Annotated in this window: 22 protein-coding genes and 1 pseudogene; all 23 read left to right on the top strand. The window is 42.0% G+C overall.

Annotated elements, in window-relative coordinates; translation table 11 throughout:
• The first annotated feature begins 28 nt into the window (after nt 1-28).
• Nucleotides 29-592, top strand: a complete 564-nt coding sequence (sigW, locus tag KFQ09_RS08550) for an RNA polymerase sigma factor SigW (RefSeq protein WP_007498553.1) — start codon at nt 29-31, stop codon at nt 590-592.
• 14 nt (nt 593-606) lie between these two features.
• Entirely contained in the window at nt 607-1,233 is a 627-nt protein-coding gene (gene rsiW / locus KFQ09_RS08545; RefSeq protein ID WP_008344028.1) for an anti-sigma-W factor RsiW, read from the top strand.
• Nucleotides 1,234-1,437: 204 nt separating this feature from the next.
• Entirely contained in the window at nt 1,438-2,259 is an 822-nt protein-coding gene (gene cdaA, locus KFQ09_RS08540) for a diadenylate cyclase CdaA (protein ID WP_008344027.1), read from the top strand.
• Nucleotides 2,252-3,658, top strand: a complete 1,407-nt coding sequence (locus KFQ09_RS08535; protein ID WP_035704327.1) for a CdaR family protein — start codon at nt 2,252-2,254, stop codon at nt 3,656-3,658. Before cdaA ends, KFQ09_RS08535 begins: the two co-directional genes overlap by 8 nt.
• A 25-nt stretch (nt 3,659-3,683) precedes the next feature.
• Entirely contained in the window at nt 3,684-5,030 is a 1,347-nt protein-coding gene (gene glmM, locus KFQ09_RS08530; protein ID WP_008360584.1) for a phosphoglucosamine mutase, read from the top strand.
• A 577-nt stretch (nt 5,031-5,607) separates the two neighbouring features.
• The gene (gene glmS / locus KFQ09_RS08525) at nt 5,608-7,410 is read left to right on the top strand and encodes a glutamine--fructose-6-phosphate transaminase (isomerizing) (RefSeq protein ID WP_008360582.1); all 1,803 of its coding nucleotides are present in this window, start codon (nt 5,608-5,610) and stop codon (nt 7,408-7,410) included.
• Between the two features lie 482 nt (nt 7,411-7,892).
• Nucleotides 7,893-8,249 carry a DUF2200 domain-containing protein gene (locus KFQ09_RS08520; protein ID WP_035390673.1) on the top strand — a complete coding sequence of 119 codons (357 nt, stop codon included), beginning with the start codon at nt 7,893-7,895 and terminating at the stop codon, nt 8,247-8,249.
• Nucleotides 8,250-8,409: 160 nt separating this feature from the next.
• On the top strand, nt 8,410-8,601 hold the full coding sequence (locus KFQ09_RS08515; protein WP_003217265.1) for a PLD nuclease N-terminal domain-containing protein: 192 nt from the start codon (nt 8,410-8,412) through the stop codon (nt 8,599-8,601).
• A 13-nt stretch (nt 8,602-8,614) separates the two neighbouring features.
• On the top strand, nt 8,615-9,532 hold the full coding sequence (locus tag KFQ09_RS08510) for an ABC transporter ATP-binding protein (RefSeq protein WP_035390671.1): 918 nt from the start codon (nt 8,615-8,617) through the stop codon (nt 9,530-9,532).
• Complete coding sequence (locus KFQ09_RS08505; protein ID WP_035390669.1) at nt 9,529-10,293, top strand: ABC transporter permease; 765 nt, start codon at nt 9,529-9,531, stop codon at nt 10,291-10,293. Before KFQ09_RS08510 ends, KFQ09_RS08505 begins: the two co-directional genes overlap by 4 nt.
• 155 nt (nt 10,294-10,448) lie before the next feature.
• Nucleotides 10,449-11,167, top strand: a pseudogene (locus KFQ09_RS08500) (ABC transporter ATP-binding protein).
• Nucleotides 11,136-13,601 (top strand): FtsX-like permease family protein, encoded by a 2,466-nt coding sequence (locus tag KFQ09_RS08495; protein WP_255836202.1) that lies wholly within the window; start codon nt 11,136-11,138, stop codon nt 13,599-13,601. Before KFQ09_RS08500 ends, KFQ09_RS08495 begins: the two are co-directional and overlap by 32 nt.
• Before the next feature lie 5 nt (nt 13,602-13,606).
• On the top strand, nt 13,607-14,119 hold the full coding sequence (locus tag KFQ09_RS08490) for a PadR family transcriptional regulator (protein ID WP_041091724.1): 513 nt from the start codon (nt 13,607-13,609) through the stop codon (nt 14,117-14,119).
• Between the two features lie 126 nt (nt 14,120-14,245).
• Nucleotides 14,246-14,644 carry a RidA family protein gene (locus KFQ09_RS08485; RefSeq protein ID WP_039169392.1) on the top strand — a complete coding sequence of 133 codons (399 nt, stop codon included), beginning with the start codon at nt 14,246-14,248 and terminating at the stop codon, nt 14,642-14,644.
• Nucleotides 14,645-14,861: 217 nt separating this feature from the next.
• A complete protein-coding gene (locus KFQ09_RS08480) occupies nt 14,862-15,584 on the top strand; it encodes an ABC transporter ATP-binding protein (RefSeq protein ID WP_019744076.1) in 723 nt (240 codons plus the stop codon).
• Nucleotides 15,577-16,998, top strand: coding sequence for a sporulation killing factor system integral membrane protein (gene skfF / locus KFQ09_RS08475; protein WP_008343916.1), 1,422 nt, complete (start codon nt 15,577-15,579; stop codon nt 16,996-16,998). The genes KFQ09_RS08480 and skfF overlap by 8 nt, the downstream gene beginning before the upstream one ends.
• Nucleotides 16,999-17,016: 18 nt before the next feature.
• A complete protein-coding gene (locus tag KFQ09_RS08470; RefSeq protein ID WP_008343915.1) occupies nt 17,017-17,532 on the top strand; it encodes a HEAT repeat domain-containing protein in 516 nt (171 codons plus the stop codon).
• The gene (locus KFQ09_RS08465) at nt 17,532-17,951 is read left to right on the top strand and encodes a TlpA family protein disulfide reductase (RefSeq protein ID WP_098681033.1); all 420 of its coding nucleotides are present in this window, start codon (nt 17,532-17,534) and stop codon (nt 17,949-17,951) included. Before KFQ09_RS08470 ends, KFQ09_RS08465 begins: the two co-directional genes overlap by 1 nt.
• Nucleotides 17,952-17,974: 23 nt before the next feature.
• The gene (locus KFQ09_RS08460; protein ID WP_017366488.1) at nt 17,975-18,166 is read left to right on the top strand and encodes a hypothetical protein; all 192 of its coding nucleotides are present in this window, start codon (nt 17,975-17,977) and stop codon (nt 18,164-18,166) included.
• Nucleotides 18,167-18,318: 152 nt separating this feature from the next.
• Complete coding sequence (locus tag KFQ09_RS08455) at nt 18,319-19,446, top strand: DUF418 domain-containing protein (RefSeq protein ID WP_370648318.1); 1,128 nt, start codon at nt 18,319-18,321, stop codon at nt 19,444-19,446.
• Between the two features lie 173 nt (nt 19,447-19,619).
• The gene (locus tag KFQ09_RS08450) at nt 19,620-19,991 is read left to right on the top strand and encodes a GntR family transcriptional regulator (RefSeq protein ID WP_008343911.1); all 372 of its coding nucleotides are present in this window, start codon (nt 19,620-19,622) and stop codon (nt 19,989-19,991) included.
• A gap of 5 nt (nt 19,992-19,996) precedes the next feature.
• A complete protein-coding gene (locus KFQ09_RS08445; protein WP_129548050.1) occupies nt 19,997-20,872 on the top strand; it encodes an ABC transporter ATP-binding protein in 876 nt (291 codons plus the stop codon).
• On the top strand, nt 20,856-21,461 hold the full coding sequence (locus tag KFQ09_RS08440) for an ABC-2 transporter permease (protein WP_046527284.1): 606 nt from the start codon (nt 20,856-20,858) through the stop codon (nt 21,459-21,461). The genes KFQ09_RS08445 and KFQ09_RS08440 overlap by 17 nt, the downstream gene beginning before the upstream one ends.
• The last annotated feature ends 70 nt before the right edge of the window (nt 21,462-21,531 follow it).

Genomic DNA, 21,531 nt, shown 5'->3' with positions numbered 1-21,531 from the left:
ACCGGTGAAGGCAGAGGTTGAATATACTATGGAAACAATGATTAAAAAGAGAATTAAGCAAGTGAAAAAAGGCGACCAGAACGCATTTGCAGACATCGTAGACCTGTATAAAGACAAAATTTATCAGCTGTGCTACCGTATGCTTGGGAATGCACATGAAGCAGAAGATATTGCGCAGGAGGCGTTTATTCGTGCCTATGTGAATATTGAGAGCTTTGATGTGAATCGTAAGTTTTCCACGTGGCTGTACCGCATTGCAACCAACCTGACCATCGACCGTATTCGTAAAAAAAAGCCGGATTATTATTTAGATGCAGAGGTGGCAGGGACAGAAGGACTGAATATGTATTCTCAAATTGCGGCTGACGGCATTTTGCCAGAGGACGAGGTGGTGTCGCTTGAATTATCGAGCACCATTCAGCAAAAAATTTTAAGATTACCCGATAAATATCGCTCGGTCATCGTATTAAAGTATATTGATGAACTCTCGTTAAAAGAAATTAGTGAGATTCTGAATATACCAGTTGGTACGGTGAAAACGAGAATACACAGGGGTAGAGAGGCTCTCCGGAAACAGTTGAGAGACCTTTGAGTGAGGTGATTTTGATGAGCTGTCAGGAAAAAATCGTCCTGCTTATGCATCAGTATTTAGACGGGGACATTGAGCCCGAAGATGAAAAAGAATTAAAGAGCCATCTGCAATCGTGTGAGGAATGCCGTACTCATTTTCAACAAATTGAGAAATCCATCGCGCTCGTGCAGAGTACATCTCATATAGAAGCACCATCTGATTTCACTGCAAAGGTGATGGCAGGTCTTCCAAAGGAGAAAAAGCGTGTGTCGATTCAAAGATGGATCAAAGCTCATCCGCTAATGGTCGCCGCTGCCCTCTTTGTCATATTGATGGGAGGCAGTCTGTTTACTAGCTGGAATACGGATCATAATTTCAGTGTATCAAAGCAGCCGAATCTCGTGGTTGAAAATGATACAGTGACGGTACCTAAAGGGGAAACCGTCAAAGGTGACGTCACTGTGAAAAATGGCAAGTTGATTGTAGAAGGCAAGGTTGATGGAAACGTAACAGTCGTCAATGGAGAACAGCTGACTGCTTCTGCCGGACAAGTCACTGGTCAAATCAATGAAATTAATGAAGTGTTTGATTGGGTTTGGTACAAAATGAAGTCTACAGCACAAGACGTGATGCGGGTCATTGGACCAGAGGAGCAAAAGTAAATCAAACAGCTTGAGAGCAGTCTCTAAGGGGACTGCTCTTTTTCTATTGATGGACAGACTTGAATGCCAGCCAGATATGGCAACTATTTTCCTTGCTGAAACAAAATGTGGTATAATAGCCACGCTATGTACTTACACATAGGCTCTTTTTTTATAAAAAATAAATCGAACGAAGAATAACTGAAAATTCTGGAGGACGAGGAAATGGCTTTAGGGGATATTCCTTTTTTGCAGTACCTCGGTAATGCTGTTGATATTCTCGTTGTTTGGTATGTGATATATAAATTAATGATGGTCATCCGCGGAACAAAAGCGGTTCAGCTTTTAAAGGGAATTGTCGTCATTGTTCTCGTCAGGATGGGAAGTGCGTATCTCGGTCTTAACACACTTCAATGGCTGATGGATCAAGCGATTACGTGGGGGTTCCTTGCGATCATTATTATTTTTCAGCCAGAGCTAAGGAGAGCGCTTGAGCAGCTTGGGCGCGGCCGTTTCTTCTCTAGAAGCGGAACACCTGTAGAGGAACAGCAGCAGAAAACGATCGAGGCAATTACAAAAGCAATTAACTATATGGCAAAACGAAGAATAGGTGCGCTGTTAACGATTGAGCGCGATACTGGGATGAATGATTACATAGAGACCGGAATTCCTTTAAATGCAAAGGTCAGTTCTGAGCTGCTGATTAATATCTTCATTCCGAATACACCGCTTCATGACGGCGCTGTGATTATGAAGCGTGATGAGATTGCAGCTGCAGCGTGTTATTTACCGCTGTCTGAAAGTCCTTTTATCTCTAAGGAGCTCGGTACACGTCACCGCGCGGCAGTTGGTATTAGTGAAGTAACGGACAGTTTAACCGTTATTGTCTCCGAGGAGACAGGCGGCATTAGTGTCGCAAGAAATGGTGATCTCCATCGAGAATTGACAGAAGAAGCGCTTGAAGAAATGCTGATTGCTGAGTTTAGTAAGAACAGCAAAGATGCTTCCTCGACCAAATGGTATTGGAGGGGCAAGAAAAATGGATAAGATTTTGAATAATCGCTGGGCCGTTAAGTTTCTTGCATTGGTCTTCGCTTTATTGCTGTATGGTGCAGTCAATTCAGCGCAAGCGCCCACGCCGAAAAAAATCGGTGAATCCTTTTTCCCAACATCGACAACAGACGAAGCAACCTTAACGGACATTCCTGTTAAAGCATATTATGACGACGAAAAGTATGTAGTCACTGGTGTGCCGCAGACAGTCAATGTCACGATTAAAGGATCAACTAGTGCTGTGAAAACAGCAAGACAAACGAAAAATTTTGAAATTTACGCAGATATGCAAAACCTGACGACAGGTACACATAAAGTCGAATTGAAGGCAAGAGATGTATCGAAAGGAATCACGTTAACGATTAATCCGTCTGTGACGACTGTGACGATACAAGAAAAAACGACAGCTGAATTCCCTGTTGAAACGGAATTTTATAATCAAAATAAAATCAAAGACGGCTATTCACCAGAGCAGCCTATTGTGAATCCGAAAAATGTCACGGTTACTGGCTCAAAAGACGTGATCGACAAAATTTCTGTCATTAAAGCATTTGTGAACTTAGAGGATGTCGATCAGCAAATTGAGAAAGAAGCGAAGCTCACTGTGTATGATAGCAGTGGGAATGAGCTACCAGTCGAAGTGAGTCCGTCTGTGGTAGATATTACGGTCCCGATTACGAGTCCAAGCAAGAAAGTTCCGTTTAAGATTGAGCGGACGGGCAGCTTGCCAGATGGGATCAGTATCTCAAGCATCGAGACAAGCCCAAGTGAGGTGACAGTCTACGGTTCTCAAAAGGTGCTGGATGCACTTGATTTTATTGACGGCGTTAAGCTCGACCTAAGCAAGATTAAAGATGATACAGAGATTGATGCCGACATTCCACTGCCAGATGGTGTGAAAAAGGTATCGCCTGAAACTGTTAAGATCAAAGTGAAGGTTGCAACAGCTGAAGAAAAAAAGATCGATAATGTCCCAATTTCTGTCGTGGGTCTGAGCAAGGATCTTAGCTCTGCATTTGTGAGTCCGTCTTCAGGGCGTCTCACACTAACAGCAAAAGGTTCAAAGAGTGCAATTGATAAACTAAAGGCTTCAGATATTGAAGCCTATATCAATGTGGGGGACTTAAACGAAGGAACACATGAGGTCAAAGTACAAGTGAATGGCCCTCAAAATGTGACATGGACATTATCTAGATCGAAGGTCAAAGTGAAACTGACTTCTACTGATACAGAAGATCAGCCGGCTTCTACGAATGATCGGAAAGATCAATCATCCGATGATGATCAGGAAGAGAAGAGTCAAAAGGAATCAACACAAGATAAAGCAAAAAAAGAATCGAGTCAAAGACAGCGGGTCAAAGAAGATAACAAAGAGGACGCAGCGTCCTCTTGAATGGTAAAAAAGGAGCGATTGAAACATGGGCAAGTACTTTGGAACTGATGGTGTAAGGGGTGTGGCTAATAGCGAATTAACGCCAGAGCTCGCATTTAAAATTGGGAGATTTGGCGGCTATGTGCTCACGAAGGATAAAGAACGTCCAAAGGTACTCGTTGGACGAGACACGCGTGTATCTGGTCATATGTTAGAAGGAGCACTCGTAGCAGGCTTACTTTCAATTGGGGCTGAAGTCATGCGTTTAGGTGTGATCTCAACACCTGGTGTGTCTTATTTAACGAAGGCAATGGATGCAGAAGCAGGTGTCATGATTTCAGCTTCGCATAACCCAGTTCAAGACAACGGAATTAAATTTTTCGGCGGTGACGGCTTTAAACTGTCAGATGAACAGGAGAATGAAATCGAGCAGCTGATGGATCAGCCGGTCGATCAATTGCCACGCCCAGTTGGAGCGGACCTTGGAACAGTAAATGACTACTTTGAAGGCGGTCAGAAATACTTGCAATTCTTGAAACAGACAGCAGACGAGGATTTCACAGGTATTCACGTAGCGCTTGACTGTGCACATGGTGCAACCTCTTCTCTTGCGACACATTTATTTGCGGATTTAGATGCGGATGTGTCAACAATGGGAACATCACCAAACGGATTGAATATCAACGATGGCGTAGGTTCTACTCATCCAGAGGCACTTTCTGCTTTTGTGAAAGAAAAAGGAGCGGATATTGGTCTTGCGTTTGATGGTGATGGCGACCGCTTAATTGCAGTTGATGAAAAAGGTGATATTGTAGACGGCGATCAAATTATGTACATATGCGCACGTTATCTAAAGGGTGAAGGCCGATTGAAGGATGACACGGTCGTGTCAACGGTCATGAGTAACCTAGGTTTCTATAAAGCGCTTGAGAAGCAAGGCATTAAGAGCATTCAAACCGCTGTTGGTGACCGCTATGTGGTCGAGGCGATGAAAAAGGATGGCTATAATGTCGGAGGCGAGCAGTCAGGCCACTTGATTTTCCTTGATTATAATACGACAGGTGATGGCATGCTTTCTGCGATCATGCTGGTGAATACACTAAAAGCAACAGGAAAAACATTGTCAGAGCTTGCAGCTGAAATGGAGAAATTCCCGCAACTTCTAGTGAATGTGAAGGTATCTGATAAGTATAAAGTGGAAGAAAATGAAAAAGTAAAAGCTGTGATCCAAGAGGTTGAAAAAGAGATGAACGGTGACGGACGTATCCTTGTGCGTCCATCAGGAACAGAGCCGCTTGTACGTGTCATGGCAGAGGCGAAAACAAAAGAGCTGTGTGATGAATACGTGGCTCGCATTACGGCTGTTGTCAAAGAAGAAATGGGTATTGAGTAATTGATCAAAGCAAATCGCTAAGCAGCGGTTTGCTTTTTTTCGAATAAACGTCATAAGAGGAAAGTTCTATACGAATGATATAAGCGAGGGCAATTTGCTGCTTGCTTTCATACATAAGAGAGCACATCAAAGGTAGAACGTGACAAGCCTCATCGCATATAGTGTAGGGAGGTCTTACTTTCTAACATGAAGGGATCACCCGCTAAATTGTGATTGACGGAGGTCAGACCTTATAGTACAATCATCCTTGTGTTACTGGATTTTTATTCTAGCAGGAAAGGCAGGGTAGATGTTCAGCCACTCTTATAATTATAGCGCCCGAACTAAGCGATCGAACGAGACAGATGCTTAGTTGACGAGGATGGAGGTTATCGAATTTTTCGGCGGATGCCTCCCGGCTGATCAAATATAGAGATCACAGCCGTAAGTGTTTCTTTAAAGCAAAGAGGTGACTCTTTGTACAAAGGGAATACACATGATCTCCCAAAATAAACATGTAGAGAGGGACGAAGAAATGTCCCTTCTATTTTAGTAGGCTTTCTTTGTCCCTTTCACATGATCGGGAGGAAGAATATTTATGTGTGGAATCGTAGGTTATATTGGTCAGAATGATGCGAAGGAAATCTTATTAAAAGGTTTAGAGAAGCTTGAGTACCGTGGGTATGACTCAGCAGGTATCGCTGTGGCAAACGAAGAAGGCGTGCATGTGTTCAAAGAAAAAGGACGTATCGCTGAGCTTCGTGAAGTCGTTGATGCAAACGTGGCATCTTCAGCAGGAATTGGACATACACGCTGGGCAACACACGGTGTACCAAGCCATCTAAATGCGCATCCGCATCAAAGTGCTTCTGGCCGTTTTACGCTTGTTCATAACGGTGTCATCGAGAACTATGTACAATTGACACGCGAATATTTACAAGACGTCACACTAAAAAGCGACACAGATACAGAGGTTGTTGTTCAAGTCATCGAACAATTTGTGAATAGAGGTCTTGATACAGAGGAAGCTTTCCGTCAAACGCTTCTTCAACTAAAAGGCTCTTACGCAATTGCCCTTTTCGATAACGAAAACAAAGAAACAATCTATGTGGCGAAAAACAAAAGCCCATTATTGGTTGGTTTCGGCGAAGATTTCAACGTTGTGGCTTCTGACGCAATGGCGATGCTTCAAGTAACAAACGAATATGCGGAATTAATGGATAAAGAAATGGTCATTGTTACTAAAGACGAGGTTATTATTAAAAACCTTGACGGCGATATTATGACACGTCCTTCTTATATCGCTGAGCTAGATGCAAGCGACATTGAGAAAGGCACATATCCTCACTACATGTTAAAAGAAACGGATGAACAGCCGCTAGTGATGCGCAAAATCATCCAAGAATATCAAGACGAAAACGGCAAGTTATCAGTCGCTGGCGATATCGCAAGCGCAGTAGCAGAAGCAGACCGCATCTATATTGTGGCTTGCGGAACGAGCTACCATGCTGGACTTGTTGGTAAACAATACATTGAAGACTGGGCGAAAGTACCTGTAGAAGTCCATGTAGCAAGTGAATTTTCTTACAACATGCCGCTTCTATCGAAAAAACCGTTGTTCATCTTCCTTTCTCAATCTGGGGAGACTGCGGACAGCCGTGCTGTACTTGTTCAAGTCAAAGAACTTGGTCATAAAGCATTAACGATCACAAACGTACCAGGATCTACGCTTTCTCGTGAAGCAGACTTCACATTGCTTCTTCATGCAGGACCAGAAATCGCAGTGGCTTCAACAAAAGCCTACACAGCACAAATCGCTGTTCTTGCGATCCTTGCATCTGTTGCAGCTGAATTAAATGGTCAATCTCTTGACTTTGATCTTGTGAAAGAGCTTGGGATTGTAGCAAACGCAATGGAAGCCCTTGTCGATCAAAAGGATGAAATGGAACAAATCGCTCGTGATTTCTTCACAGTGACACGTAACGCATTCTTTATCGGAAGAGGACTTGACTACTATGTGTGCCTTGAAGGTTCACTCAAACTAAAAGAGATCTCTTACATCCAAGCAGAAGGCTTTGCTGGCGGAGAACTCAAACACGGCACCATTGCTTTAATTGAAGAAGGCACACCGGTCATTGCCCTTGCCACGCAAGAGCACGTGAACCTCAGCATTCGTGGTAACGTCAAAGAAGTTGTTGCACGCGGCGCAAACCCATGTGTCATCTCACTAAAAGGCCTAGAAGACGAAGGCGACCGTTTCGTCCTTCCAGCTGTACACCCAGCACTTGCACCACTTGCATCTGTTGTGCCATTACAGCTGATCGCTTACTACGCAGCCCTTCACCGCGGGTGTGATGTGGATAAACCACGTAACCTTGCGAAGAGTGTGACGGTGGAGTAGGTTTTAAATAAAATCGGTTTTTTGATACCCCTTTTAGATATAATTGTCTAAAGGGGTATTTTTGTGTCAATAGAACTAGCAGTTGAAAGATTTAAGCTGAACTTTGATTGATAGATACTATTTCCATGTTGCTATTATGATAAATATTCTTAGGGGGAAATATTATTTTTATTCGATACGTAAAAAAAGAAAAATGGGGAATTGTTTTTTTCTTCATTGGTTATATTGCATTGTTTATCATTTCTTATTGTTTAATTGGTGGTCCTGTCTCAAGTGGAGGACCAATAGGTGTATTCCTTGGATTTTGTATTGTTCAATTTCTTAAATATAGAGCTTTCAAAAAAGATGAAAGAAATAATAAAGGCATATATCATCGTTTATAAGTTATATTTTTAACACATTATACTAAGTGCATAATGAGAGAGCGTCCCCTTGAGAAAGCGTGACAGTTTAAATATTTAACGAAGAAAGAGAGCAGATACATGACCAAACCTAAAATTTACACAATGAGCTTTGCAAAAGTCTATCCTCTCTACATCGCAAAGGCAGAGAGAAAGGGAAAAACGAAAGCTGAAGTCGATACGATTATTTGTTGGTTAACAGGCTACAGTCCAGAAGAGCTTGAGGAACAGTTGGACAAGCAGATAGACATTGAAACTTTTTTTGCCGAGGCTCCTGAGCTTCATCCTTCCCGCAGCTTAATTAAAGGAGTCATCTGTGGTGTTAGAGTAGAGGACATTGAGGAAGAGACCATGCAGAACATTCGTTATCTAGATAAGCTGATTGATGAGTTAGCGAAGGGAAAGAAAATGGAAAAGATTTTGCGAGATTCGTCATGAACATCACAAGCGAGCCCAGTGAATAAACTTCACTGGGCTTTTTTATATTTATAGACCATTCGACCAATAAAAATAAAATCCATTTGAACGAATTCTCTCTTCATGTCGTCAAAAGAAGTAATATCAAAACAAATTGACGTTTGAAAAGGGAGTGGCGTGTATGGATATGAAGATGATTTTACCTCTTATTTTGCTACAAGCGATTTTAATGGTGATTGGTTTGTTTGATTTGTTGAAAAGAGATCCATCGAGGATTAGGGGAGAGGTGAAGTGGGTTTGGGCTTTGGTGATTGTGTTTGTGGCGAGTGCCGGTCCTATTGCGTATTTCATTTTTGGTCGTAAACAATCTTAGTAGGGGGATTCGCTTGAATATGTTGGAGTGTTACGGGCTGACGAAATCGTATGGACGGCATGAAGTGTTAAAAGATGTCTCTTTTTCTGTTGGGGAGGTTGGATGTGTTGGCTTTTTAGGAGCCAATGGAGCGGGGAAGACAACGACGATCCGAATTTTGACGGGGCTTGCTCGTCCTACGTCTGGCGTTGTGAAGGTGGCGGGTTTGGATGTCACAAGGGACATGGATCAAATCAGTCAGGTGATTGGGTACTGTCCGCAGCATCCTGCATTTTATCAGGATATGACGGGGCAGGAGTGGATGCATTGGGTTGGCGGGTTATTTCATTTAGAGAAAAACATCATTCGTTCCAAAACAGAGGAGCTGTTGAAGCTTTGCCGTGTGTATGAGGCGAAGGATCGCGTTATTGGTAGCTATAGTGGAGGCATGAAGCAGAGGCTTGCCATTGCACAGGCGCTGATCAATAGCCCACAGGTTCTGATCCTAGATGAGCCTGTGTCGGCACTTGATCCCATGGGGAGAAAAGACGTCCTGACTTTGATTGAGCGTCTAAAGCATGAGATGCTGATCTTTATGTCGACCCATATTTTAGATGACATTGAACGTGTGGCTGATCATATTATCATGATCAACAGCGGCAAAATTGAGATGTCCTCTTCGATGAAACAGATCAAAGAAGACTATATCCAGCCCGTGATTGAATTTCAATTAGAACAACAGAATACGAAACTAGTGGCTTTGTTAAAAGAACGGGATTGGGTGGAGGAATGTATGGAGACAGGAGACGCTTATCAGGTGCGAGTCAACAATCAACATACGGCATTGAAGGAGCTGCCGGGTCTCATCACTGAAACTGGCGGTGTTCTTATCCAATATCGATTATCTAAGCTGACGCTTGAAGATATTTTCATGAAGGTTGTGACGGCATGATGATGTTGAAAAAGGAATTTAGGGAGTTATTCACTAGTTATAAAATCTTATTTATGCCGATCATTTTTACGATTTTAATGATTACACAGCCTATTACGCTCAAAATGCTGCCGGATCTTTTATCGAATTCGGCTAATTTACCTGAAGGGTCTACATTTTATATACCAGAGCCTAGTGCTGGAGAGGCTTTAGCCAGTGCTTTGAGTAAATTTGATTCGCTTGGCGTGTTTATCCTCATTATGATCGTGATGGGGACGATTGCTGGAGAGCGTGCCTCTGGGGTGACGGCGATGATTATGGTGAAACCGATCAGTCGAATGAGTTATTATGTCTCAAAAACATGTGCCTATGCCTGCTTAACTTTGTTTAGTTTGATAGTGGCAGTGCTTGCTTCCGTTTATTATGTTGACATCCAATTTGGGCTTGTGGATTGGGTCAACGTGTTAAAAGGGACGCTTTTGTATTATCCGAACCTACTGCTCATTGTGGTATCGACCATTTGTGCATCGGCGTTCTTTAAGCGCTCAGTGACTGCGGGCGGTGTTTCCCTTTTGATCAATCTCATCCTGTTTACCGTTCCTTCGTTTTATGAGGACACATTAGGGAAGTTTGCACCTAAAGGCGTCACAAGTGCGGCTGAGGAGATGATTCATAGAGGGACTTATTCGGATCAGGCACTTACAAGCTTTCTAGGTGTATCGGTATTGATTGGTTTCTTTTTTCTCATCGGATGGTTTCTTTTTAGAAAACAAGAATTATAGCATGATGTACCCTTTGGATATGAAAATCTAAAGGGTCTTTTATATATTTAGTAAGTAAAAAATAAGACATAAATGCATATTATCATGATTTTGATGTTGAAATAATATATACTTAGTATATAATTACTCCGTAAAGGGATGGGAGGAGTTTGCAGATGATTCAGATCAAGAATGTGAAGAAGGAATTTTTTCAAGGCCAGGAGCGGACTGAGGTGTTGAGGGCGTTGATTTGACGGTAGAAGAAGGGGAGTTTGTAGCGGTGATGGGACCGAGTGGTTCTGGAAAAAGTACATTACTTCAGCTGTTAGGCGGGCTTGATCTGCCTTCAGATGGAGAGATTTTGATAAATGAACATCAGTTAAGTGAGATGAATGAGAAAGAGAGAACGATTTTCCGCAGAAAACAGATTGGGTTTGTGTTTCAAAATTATCAGCTGCTGCCTACATTAACTGTCGAAGAAAATGTGGCGTTTCCGCTGCATGCAGATGGACGTTTAACAAAGGAGAATCAACAGACGGTTGTAGAGCTGTTAGAGGCTGTTGGCTTGAATGGACTTGGGCGGAAACGGGCTAGTTTGCTGAGCGGCGGGCAGCAGCAGCGTGTAGCGATTGCAAGAGCTCTAGTCAATCAGCCGTCAGTGTTGTTAGCAGATGAGCCGACGGGGAACTTGGACCGGCATAGAGCGGAGGATATTTTGGCGTTAATGTGCAAGTTCAATCGAGAAAGCAAGCAGACGATTATCATGGTGACGCATGATATTTTCGCAGCAGGATTTGCGGATCGAATCATCCTTTTTAAAGACGGTGTTATTGATCAAGTGATCTCTAGAAAGGATGATGATTATGCTCAGTATGTGGCGAATTTCATGGCGTAACATGATTCAGCATAAAAAGCGGTTCGCCATTTCTGTCTTAGGCATCATGGTGGGGATTGCTTTTGTCACGTCGATGCTCATTGCCGATCGAACGACAAATGATGTGTTTCATTACTATGAGCAAATGTATGTCGCTGATGCAGATTATTGGGTGTTGAGTGATGATCATACGTATGATGAGGAACAGATCTCATCCATTTTAAAGCATCCTGATGTGACAGGATCATTATTAGCGCTGGATAAACAGACGTTTTTTGATGTAGAAGGTGATCACTCTCTTAACCAACGGGCGGTACGAATTACCGGAGTACAAGATCAAACGAGCTCTTTACTGAAGCTGCCTGTGATTGAAGGGCGTTTGGATAATCAGGGGTTGGTCATACCAGATGTTGTGGCGAAGCTGCTGAATAAAAAAGTGGGAGATACCATTCGTTTTTCTGATTTGGGCGAAGCGAAGGTATCTGCCATTGTGGAATATACACAGCTGCTATCAAGTCCGAGTGACTGGGAGGGTGCAGAATCATCGAGTTTTCGTGTGATGGCGCCGCTTGATTTATTGAGAGACTGGACGGGACTCGATCATCAGCTTTCTTATATGAGATTTCAGACGAATGATGGCGGAGAGCAGCTCTTTCAATCTTTACAGAAAGAGTTCAAGGATGCCGATGTTTTTGTCCAGCCTGTGGTGGCGGATGACCGGCAAAGTAATGACATTGGCGGGTTGTACACGTTCTTTTACCTCATCGCAGGGCTGTCGATGTTTATGAGCGGTTTTATCGTGTTTAATATGATTTATACGAGTGTGATGGAACGGAAAAAGGAATTTGCGATTATGAAGAGCTTTGGTTATACGCAGGGCTCTGTTTTTAAGCTGATGTTGATTGAGGTTTTGATCTTGGCATGTATTGGAACAGCCATTGGGGTGCCGATTGGCGTTTGGCTTGGAGATGTGTTCATGCAAACACTGCTTGGTGTGTTCGCTTTTGATATGGTGTATTCGTTAAATTGGCAAGTGCCTGTTGTAATTTCCGTGATCATTGGTATTGTGTTCCCTGTGCTGTTTTCGTTATTTCCGATCTATCATGCAGGGAAAACGTCTGTGCTGCTGACTTTAAAATCCACTACCCAAACTTCTGCACCGAAAAAACGATCGGTCATTAGGGCGGTGATAGGAATAGGCTTGCTTTCATTCATATGGGTGGATCATCCGGCTGCTTATCTTGCCATTTTAGCCAGCATGATTCTGTTATTCCCATTTTTCCTGCTCTTTTTGAACCGGTTGTTGGCACCTCTTTTGAAGCTGGTTTTTGGCTATCCAGGTCATCTATCAGCGCAGCATGTCACGCAGCAACTGAATCGAAACGCTAATACGGCGGCGATTCTAGCTGTTGGGATTGCTGTGATCTTGCTTTTAAGTGCGGTCATTGAATCGGCTCCAGACGGCTACGAAAAAGAGATTCGTCAAACGTACGGCGGTGATCTCAGGGTTACTTCTGAAGCGCCATGGACGAAAGCGGATCAAGAAAAGCTGTCATCCTATGAGGCTGTTGAACGGGTGAAACCGATGATGGAAGCGGCTCCTTTGACATGGGAAACGGCTGATGGAGAGAAAAGACAATTTTCTCTGATCGGCGTAGAGGAAAAGGGACCGTCTTTTATAGAAGGTGACAATAAAGGCGATTTGTATCAACGATTATCAGAAACGCCTTCTATCGTGTTAGGAGAGCGTGCGTTTGATGAATGGGGTGGGCGTATTGGAGAGAGTGTGTATCTCAATGCACCTTCTGGCCGGCAGCAGTTACAAGTCATTGATGTGGTCAAGACTTCTCATCATTCGGGTTATGTGGCATTTGTCGATCAGACATTTTTACAAGAGGATTTAGGGTGGGCGCAGCCTCTTGATATCCTGCTTACGTTAAAAGACAAAGGTGCCGGTGAGTCTTTACGAGATCAGCTATGGGAAGACTTTGGACAGCGGCTTTCAAAGGTGAAAACAGTAGAGGATGAGATTAAATCAACGACATCGGCTTTCACTGGTATGAACGAGTTAATTTCTATGATGCTCATTTTCATTATGGGGCTCGCGAGCATTGGAACAGCCAATACACTGCTGATGAACACGCTTGAACGAACATCTGAGATTGGCACCATGCGGGCGCTGGGGCTGACAAAGCAGCAGGTGAGAAAAATGATCGTCGGAGAAGGTGTGCTCATTGGGTTAACAGGTGTGATTGGCGGCATTTTATTTGGTGTGATTCTTCTATATATTTCAAGCCAATCTGATTGGCTGGGTGGATTTGTTTCATTCCAATTGCCGTTTGTGCATCTAATGCTGGCAGTGATCGCAGGAATTGCACTCAGTTTAGCGGCTTCATGGATTTCTAGTGCGACAGCGAGTAAAATAGAGATGATATCATCTCTCAAAGAAGGTTAAATCATATGTCAGTGAAATACGGAATTTTAACATCGCTCTGTCAGCAGCAACATCATGGATATGAATTAAAGCTAGAGCTGGAGTCATTGCTCGGAATAAAAGGAAAAATCAACCCGGGTCAAATCTACACGACGCTTGATCGGTTAATTCGTGATCAATTGGTGACAGCAGTGGGAATAGATGACCAAGATCGAAAGTTGTACGACGTGACGGAAGAAGGCAGACAAGAGCTGGAATCATGGCTGTTGACACCTGTTCCATATCATGCTGCAAAGGATGATTTTCACTTTAAATGGGGCTGTGCACGGAAAATCAGATTTCATCAAGAAAAAGAAATGCTTCAGCAGCAGAAAGCCGTCATCATGAAAGATGTGATGGAACTCACGAAGCTAAAAACGGAATGTCTTGTGCAAGGTGATGAGAGTCGGTACTTATTGATTTCTGGCACTCTGCTTCATTTAGAGGCGGATTTGAATTGGATTCATCAAATTGAGCATCGGAGCGGGTCATCATTTTAGAGAGGTCTTTCTTTTGAAGAAAGGTCTTTTTTTTGGCTTCGTTTGGAGCATATGCAGATAGGATGGGAAGAAAGTTTGGTATGATAGGTGGAAATTGATTGTATTTTCAGAAAAGGGGTTTGATCAATGAAAACATCACGTAATCCTGAGACCATTCACGCACCAGTTGCACCGTACATCCATCAAATAGAGACAACAGGGCCGCAGCGGTGGTTAACCTTATCAGGGCAAGTGGGGATGGAAGTCGATGGAACCATCCCAGCGAGCCCGATGGAACAGCTCGAGCTAGCGTTAGAGAATGTAAAACGCAATGTAGAAGCGGCAGATATGAAAGTAGAAGATATAACAAAGCTTGTGTTTTATTTGGTAGGTGAGTTTGATGCTGAGAGTAGAAAACGAATCATGGGTCAGTTTTTAGGAGACCATCTGCCTTGTATGACGATGATTTATGTGGTGGCTTTGGCTTCACCTGCTTTAAAGGTCGAGGTGGATGCTTGGGCTTGTCGGGATATGGATTCGGTTTGAATTGGTTTATTTAATAGATAAAAGGTTGGGATGATTGATGCCCAATCTTTTTTGTTTTGTTATCTTTTAGTATTTTAAATGATTATAATTCTCTTACCCTTTTATACCTAATATGGTAATATTGTGGTAAATGATAAGTGGGTCTAATTACATTTACATTCCACCGTAAAAACACCATAGATCAGCATACATCACTCTAATAAAAGGGAGAGATTTGATGCCATTCATGGAGGTTCAGAATGTAAGCAAACGATATAGCAATGGTGATGGGATAGAGGGCCTTTCATTTTCTATTGAAGCAGGGGAGGTTGTGGCACTGCTTGGGCCTAATGGTGCGGGGAAGACGACAACCATTCGATGTTTAACAGGTCTCTATCAACCTGATCAAGGGGAAATACTCATAGAGGGATTTCCTCCTGGTCATTCCCATGTCCAAAAACAAGTAGCTCTTATTCCAGATCAGCCATATTTGTACCCAGATTTAACGGTTGCTGAACATGTTCAATTCCGTGCAAGAGGCTATCATAAAGGTTTAAAACAGATCAAAGAAAAGGTATTTGAGGCGTTGAAAGAAGTACATATCGAAATGAAGATGAACGAATTGTGCGGAAGGCTTTCAAGAGGTCAAAAACAGCGTGTCGTCTTAGCAGGGGCCATTGTGCAAGATGCCTCCCTTTTTATTTTAGATGAGCCGACTGTTGGGTTAGACATTCCTTCAAAACAATGGCTGTCAGATTGGCTGATACAGAAGAGCCTTCAAGGTGGTTCGGTTCTTGTGTCCACTCATAGTCTAGAGTTTGTTCTTGATACGGCTAGTAGGGTGATATTGATTCGAGACGGTGCCATCATGAAAAGTATCGCTGTTCCTAAGCGGCAGGAAGAACAAATGAAGTGGCGGGCAGAAGTCATTCAACTTCTAGGGGAGTGGTCTAGTGAATAACACGCTTTCCCTTTTATGGATGAAATCCCAAAGGCGCTTGATCAGTAAAAATCAAGAAAAGAAAATGCCCTTTTTGATCTTGCTGCTTATGATTGCTGCCATTGGTTTTCAGCTGAGCGCAGTCTCAAGTATGGGCGATTGGAATGCGAGTACAGCTGGATGGTTCATTGTCGTTTTATTTGTTCTTTATACTGGCTTTGGTTTGTTTTCGAATCGATTGCCTAGTCAGATGAACGATATCATGTGGTTGTATGGAAGTGGTGCTTCCTTATGGACGGTTGTGATGAGTGTATGGGTATATCACATTTTTTGGCGATGTGCTCTTCTCATTGTTTCTGCTGTGATGGCTGATATCCTCCTTCTTTGTTTAACGAAGCAGTACTTTTTTCTACTTGGTAAATCACTCCTGTTAACAGCGCTGTTATGTATGATCGAAACATGGATGATTGCGGTATCTTGTGCAAGAACCATTCAAGTATATAAGCGAGTGCTCTTCATTGGTTTTATACTGATGTTTGGTTGTCTTTCATTGCTTATTATGAATCAATTGATATTGAAACAGTCGTCAATGATGGAGATATCTGCTTCTTTTATGTATCAAGTCGGACGCATGATAGTGGAGTTTTCATTCATTTCTGTATTGATATTACTTGGAATGATGATTTTATCTTTCATGATGATGTACAGGTCGAGTCATCGTATAGAGATGATGGAGTCGTTAGTCAAAGAGGCGGCATTTTGGGAGGAATTTGAGGGGAAACAGGTTCATGCAAATCCAATAAGTCCAAAGAAAAGCAAGACGTGGTGGGGGCTTTCAACATTAACGGGCATCTGGGCTTTCCTTTGGCTAGAAATATTGATGATTAAAAAGTATGCTACCTTCCACCTGTTATCCACCATGCTGTTGATCGGTACTTATTATGTCGTCAGTTCTTATTTTTCAAATTGGTTGACTCTATTCTTTCTGGTCATTGGTGCATCTGTCCTGCTCAGTTCATATTACGCGGGGATTGTAAGACACGGGCAAACGGGAATGCTGTATCTTTTTCCGGGTGCTTTATATCAAAAAATTCTTCTATTGGAAGTGTTTCAAACCTTTTGGTTGTATGGTGTCTACTTGGTTTCTCTTATCTTGTTAGAGATTCATGATGTATTGTATTGGGCCATTTATGGGGTAGGGGTTTATATTTGGTTTTTGACCATTCGGCTCTTTGCCTTTACGCAGCCTTTGAGACGAGAAGCGAGTCTTTCTTTGGGCATCTATTATCGATCATTGCTCATCGGATCTGTCATAAGTGCTGCAGTCATCATTGGGATTCATCTGTTCACTAATGGCTGGTTTACAACGATGACATGTGTATTTGCTGGATGTGTATGTTATGTGATGTGTTATCGATGCCGTGGGACTCATTAAAAAGAGGAGTTGATTGTCATGAAACCAGAAGATAAGCTATCCCAATCGGTTCAACGTTTAGTCAATACGAATGAAGTAACAATCGTTCAAGCCATGGGGGAATTAAGGAAATCAGGAAAAGAGGCAGTGCCAGTGCTTGTTGAAGCCTTAAAAGAAGAGGGTTCTTTGCGGAATATTGCAGCAGCGGTTCTTGGTGAATTTGGAGCAGATGCAGGGGATGCAGCAGAAGCTCTTGCTAAACTGTTAGAAAGTGAAGAAGAGGAGACAAGAATGGCGGCTGCGATCTCACTCATGAGAATTGGTCAGCCTAGTTTGCCATTTCTTCTGTCTTTGGCAAAGCGTTATGAGGGTCCTACTTGTTTTTGGGCATCGTGGTGCATCTCTTGGATTGACCCATCAAAAATCGAAAAAAATATGTACGAGTGCCTAAAACAGGAACAAGAGAATCCATCAGGAAATGTGGCCCCTTTTGCCGCAGAAGAGGCACTAGGAAAAATCATCGCTTTTCAATTAAAAGAAAAGGGGGATGAGTAGTGGAAACGCAAATACTTAAATGGCCTGAGCACCTTCCTTGGATTCATTCTTCACATCAGCGGTGTTTACCTGAAGAGCATACTCAGCTTCTTTATTTTTGGTCAGTTAACTGTCCGCATTATGAAGAATTAACCGACCACATTCTACATAGTGTGGATCAGTTGAGTATCCATTTAACCTGTGTCCATGTTCCATATACGGAAGAAGAAAAATCGATAGAGGTTGTTTCGAAATATGCAGAGGAAAAGAATCTCATTGCTCCCATTGTGTTGGATCAAGATTATGAGATTGTCACAAAATATAAAATTCAAGGATTGCCAAGTTTTTGCCTCATAGATAAAGAGGGACAATTAATTGATCGGAAAATGGGAGATACCGGCTGGGAAAAAATATTAAAAAAACTAGAAAAACGATCATAATTAGAGTTATGGAGGAGAGCGTTTTGTTTCAATCAAACCAAGAATTAAAAAAAACGGTGGTCTTTTATGCAGGTGTGGGAGCTGTTTTGCTGATTCTCATGATGTTGACATGGCTGCCGGTTTCTGCAGACTGGGAGTTGCCGTTGATTTTGTTTGGATTGGGGATTTTGTTTTATGTGAAGCGTGTGCTTTGGAAGGATGAAAAGAGTCATTAATCATAAGTAGGTTACCTAGAATATAAATTCTAGGTTTTTTTATTAAATTTACCTTAAAACATGATTTTTCACATGGGGATGAGATCCAATTTTTTAAAAGTGTGGTAGGATAAATATGCTTTATTTTTATATTTTCCGAAGGAGCTGTCGTGTTGAAGGGATCTAGGGTTGAGTTTATTGATAGTTTACGTGGTTTTAGTTTATTAGGTATTTTGATTGTGAATATGCTTAATTTTCAATATGATTATGATTTTGAGAAGATGTTTGATCCGAGCATATGGGGACAGGAGTTTGGGGTATATGTGACGGAGATCTTGTTCCAGGGGTCATTTTATCCGATTTTCTCCTTTTTGTTTGGGTATTCTTTTATCAAGTTGATTGAATCTACGAAGGCCAAGGGACTAAATACGAATGCCATTGTCGCTCGCCGTGGTTTCGGTCTCATTGTGCTTGGGATGCTGCATTACATATTCATTTGGAATGGTGATATTCTCTTATATTATGGAGCATGTACGTTTTTCTTGATGATGTTTTTAAGCAGCCGGATCAAAACAATGCTGATTTGGTCAGGTGTGTTAGGTGCTTTGTCATTAGTGGTTTTACCATATCTGATGACCTTTGTTTATGGAAATGATGATTTGTTAACTGATGTGTATGCGAAGGGTGCATACGGTGATATTTTATTGAGCCGGGTGACGATTGAAGACGATATGATGATTGTGACCATTATTATGGGGATCGTGACCATTACGTTGATGCCGATCTTAGGTTTTCTATTCGGTACGATCATGGTGGGGCCATTTGCACTGCTTGGCATGGCCATTGGGAAAAAAGGTCATCTGACAGAAGAAGATCGAGGAATGGCGTATCGTAAAGGCTGGATCTGGATGATTTTGATCGGGCTCGCTTTAAAATGTGCGACGTTTATTGATGCCCCTTGGAGTGAAATGGTGATGACGTTAGGAGCCTATGTCCTGACGATCGGTTATATTCAAGCTTTTATTGTCTTTTACTATTCAAAGGTTGCACAAGGATTGAAACGTCTGCTTGCAGGACTGGGCCGATTGTCTTTATCAAACTATTTGGCTCAATCTATTATTTGTACAACGATTTTCTATTCTTACGGACTTGGTTTATTTGGACAAATGGGCTCAATGTTTGGATTGCTGCTTGCTGTTGGACTTTACACAGCACAGCTGTTCATCAGCTATCTCTATTTGAAAAAGTGGAGAAGAGGGCCTGTGGAATGGCTTATGGGAAAATGGGTATATTGGAGATAAATTGATTTGTTGAGGAACCGCATGGCTGAAGAGCTGTGCGGTTTTTTAGTTGGATCGCATTCAAAAAAGTTCATAAAAGGAGTTGAATATTTTTTCAGTGTGTATATAATGTATATATAGTGTATATACAATATTTCATTGCGAATACCAGTACAGAAAAAAGAGGTTTTTATATGCAAATTACGATTTCTAACCATTCTAAGGAGCCTATCTATGAGCAAATTACGACGCAAATCAAATCGTTGATCTTAACGGGTGAGCTTGCAGAAGGTGCGGGACTGCCGTCTATCCGAAAGCTGGCGAAGGATTTACAAATCAGCGTCATCACAACAAAACGTGCATATGAAGAGTTAGAGAAGGCAGGATTTATTTATTCGATTGTAGGGAAGGGATCATTTGTTGCCGAGCAAAACCTAGAGGTCATGAGAGAGAAAAAATTGAAGGTGATTGAGGAACAGCTTGGAGCGGTTGTTACAAACGGCAAGGAATTAGGCTTATCTTTTGATGAATTGCAGCAGTTATTAAAGTTCTTGTATGAGGAGTGAGATGAGTGGAGCATGTGATTGAATTCAAAGGAGTATCAAAACGGTTCAAAGACTTTTCTGTGCAGAATCTTGATTTACAGGTCAAAAAGGGCTTTGTTACTGGGTTTATTGGAGAAAATGGAGCCGGTAAGTCGACCACGATTAAAATGATCATGAATTTGTTAAAACCAGATTCTGGTGAGGTTAAAATTTTTGGATTAGATTATCGCACCCATGAAAAAGAGATTAAGGAACGAATTGGCTTTGTTTACGATGCTAACGTTTTTTTCCCAGGATTGAATTTAAAAGACATCAAACGAATTGTGGCACCTGCCTATAAACGCTGGGATGATAGACTATTTTATCAATATATTGAACAGTTTGGTCTGCCGCTGAATAAAGCGATTAAAACATTTTCAAAAGGGATGCAGATGAAGGCATCGCTTGCGATTGCGCTGTCGCACCATGCAGAGCTGATTATCATGGATGAACCAACTGCTGGTTTAGATCCGGTATTTAGAAGAGAGCTGCTAAGTACGTTACAAGAATTGATGATTGATGGGAATCGGACGATCTTTTTCTCGACTCATATGACAACAGATTTAGACCGGATTGCGGATTATATTGCGTTTATTCAAAATGGGCAGCTCATCTTTCAGCAGTCGATTCATGATGTAGCGGAGAATTATGCGCTGGTGAAAGGAAGTCTGGATTTGCTTGATCGAGACACTGAAAAAGCCTTTGTCCATATTCAGCGAACAGCAGTAGGATTTGAGGCATTAACAGATCGTATAGAAGGTGTGAAAGCTATTTTCGGGGATGCTGTTGTCATTGAACGGCCATCATTGGAGGATATTATGTTTTACATGAAAGGCGGGGTGGAGCATGTTTCATTTAATTAAACGTGATGTGATTTTGCAAAAGAAGCAACTGATGATTTTTCTTCCGTTTATCTTATTTTTTATTTTCATGGATGTACATCCGGTATTGACGTTTCTAGTTGCTAGTGTCTTCATTCCATTTAACACATATGCGTACGATGAGAAGGCAGAAACGAATATTCTATTAAATTCTTTGCCGTATACCCGCAAGGAAATCATTGCATCACGTTATTTAGGTGCTGTTGTTTATATGATCCTTTCGATTGGGCTGACAAGTGCTGCTTTCATTAGTTTTGGGAAGCTATTTTCGATGACCGATATTGCGATTGGTAGCGGGCTATTTTTATTGTTTGCGGCGTGCACATTTCCATTGTTTTATATCTTAAAGCCTGGCTATATCACAACGGCAGTGATTATTGGCTTTATCATTTTATCTGCTATGGGGCCACCTGTTGTGATCTATTTAGCAGAGCAATTCAGTGGGATCACTGATTTTATAATGAATTTATCAATCCCTATTTTATACACTGGGTCCGTTGTGCTGATTATGCTTATTTACTTGCTATCTTGGGGGCTTTCTACTGCGATTTACCAGAGGAAAGTGTTTTAAATCAGATGATCACATCATTTATAGAGAATCATTCATTTTGAGGTAGGCCTTTCAAAATGGATGATTCTTT

The organism is Bacillus sp. FS02 (assembly GCF_024398395.1).
GTDB classification, from domain to species: Bacteria; Bacillota; Bacilli; order Bacillales; family Bacillaceae; genus Bacillus; species Bacillus altitudinis.
The sequence above is the reverse complement of the archived record's forward strand: the minus strand, read 5'-3'. Positions and strand labels throughout refer to the sequence as shown.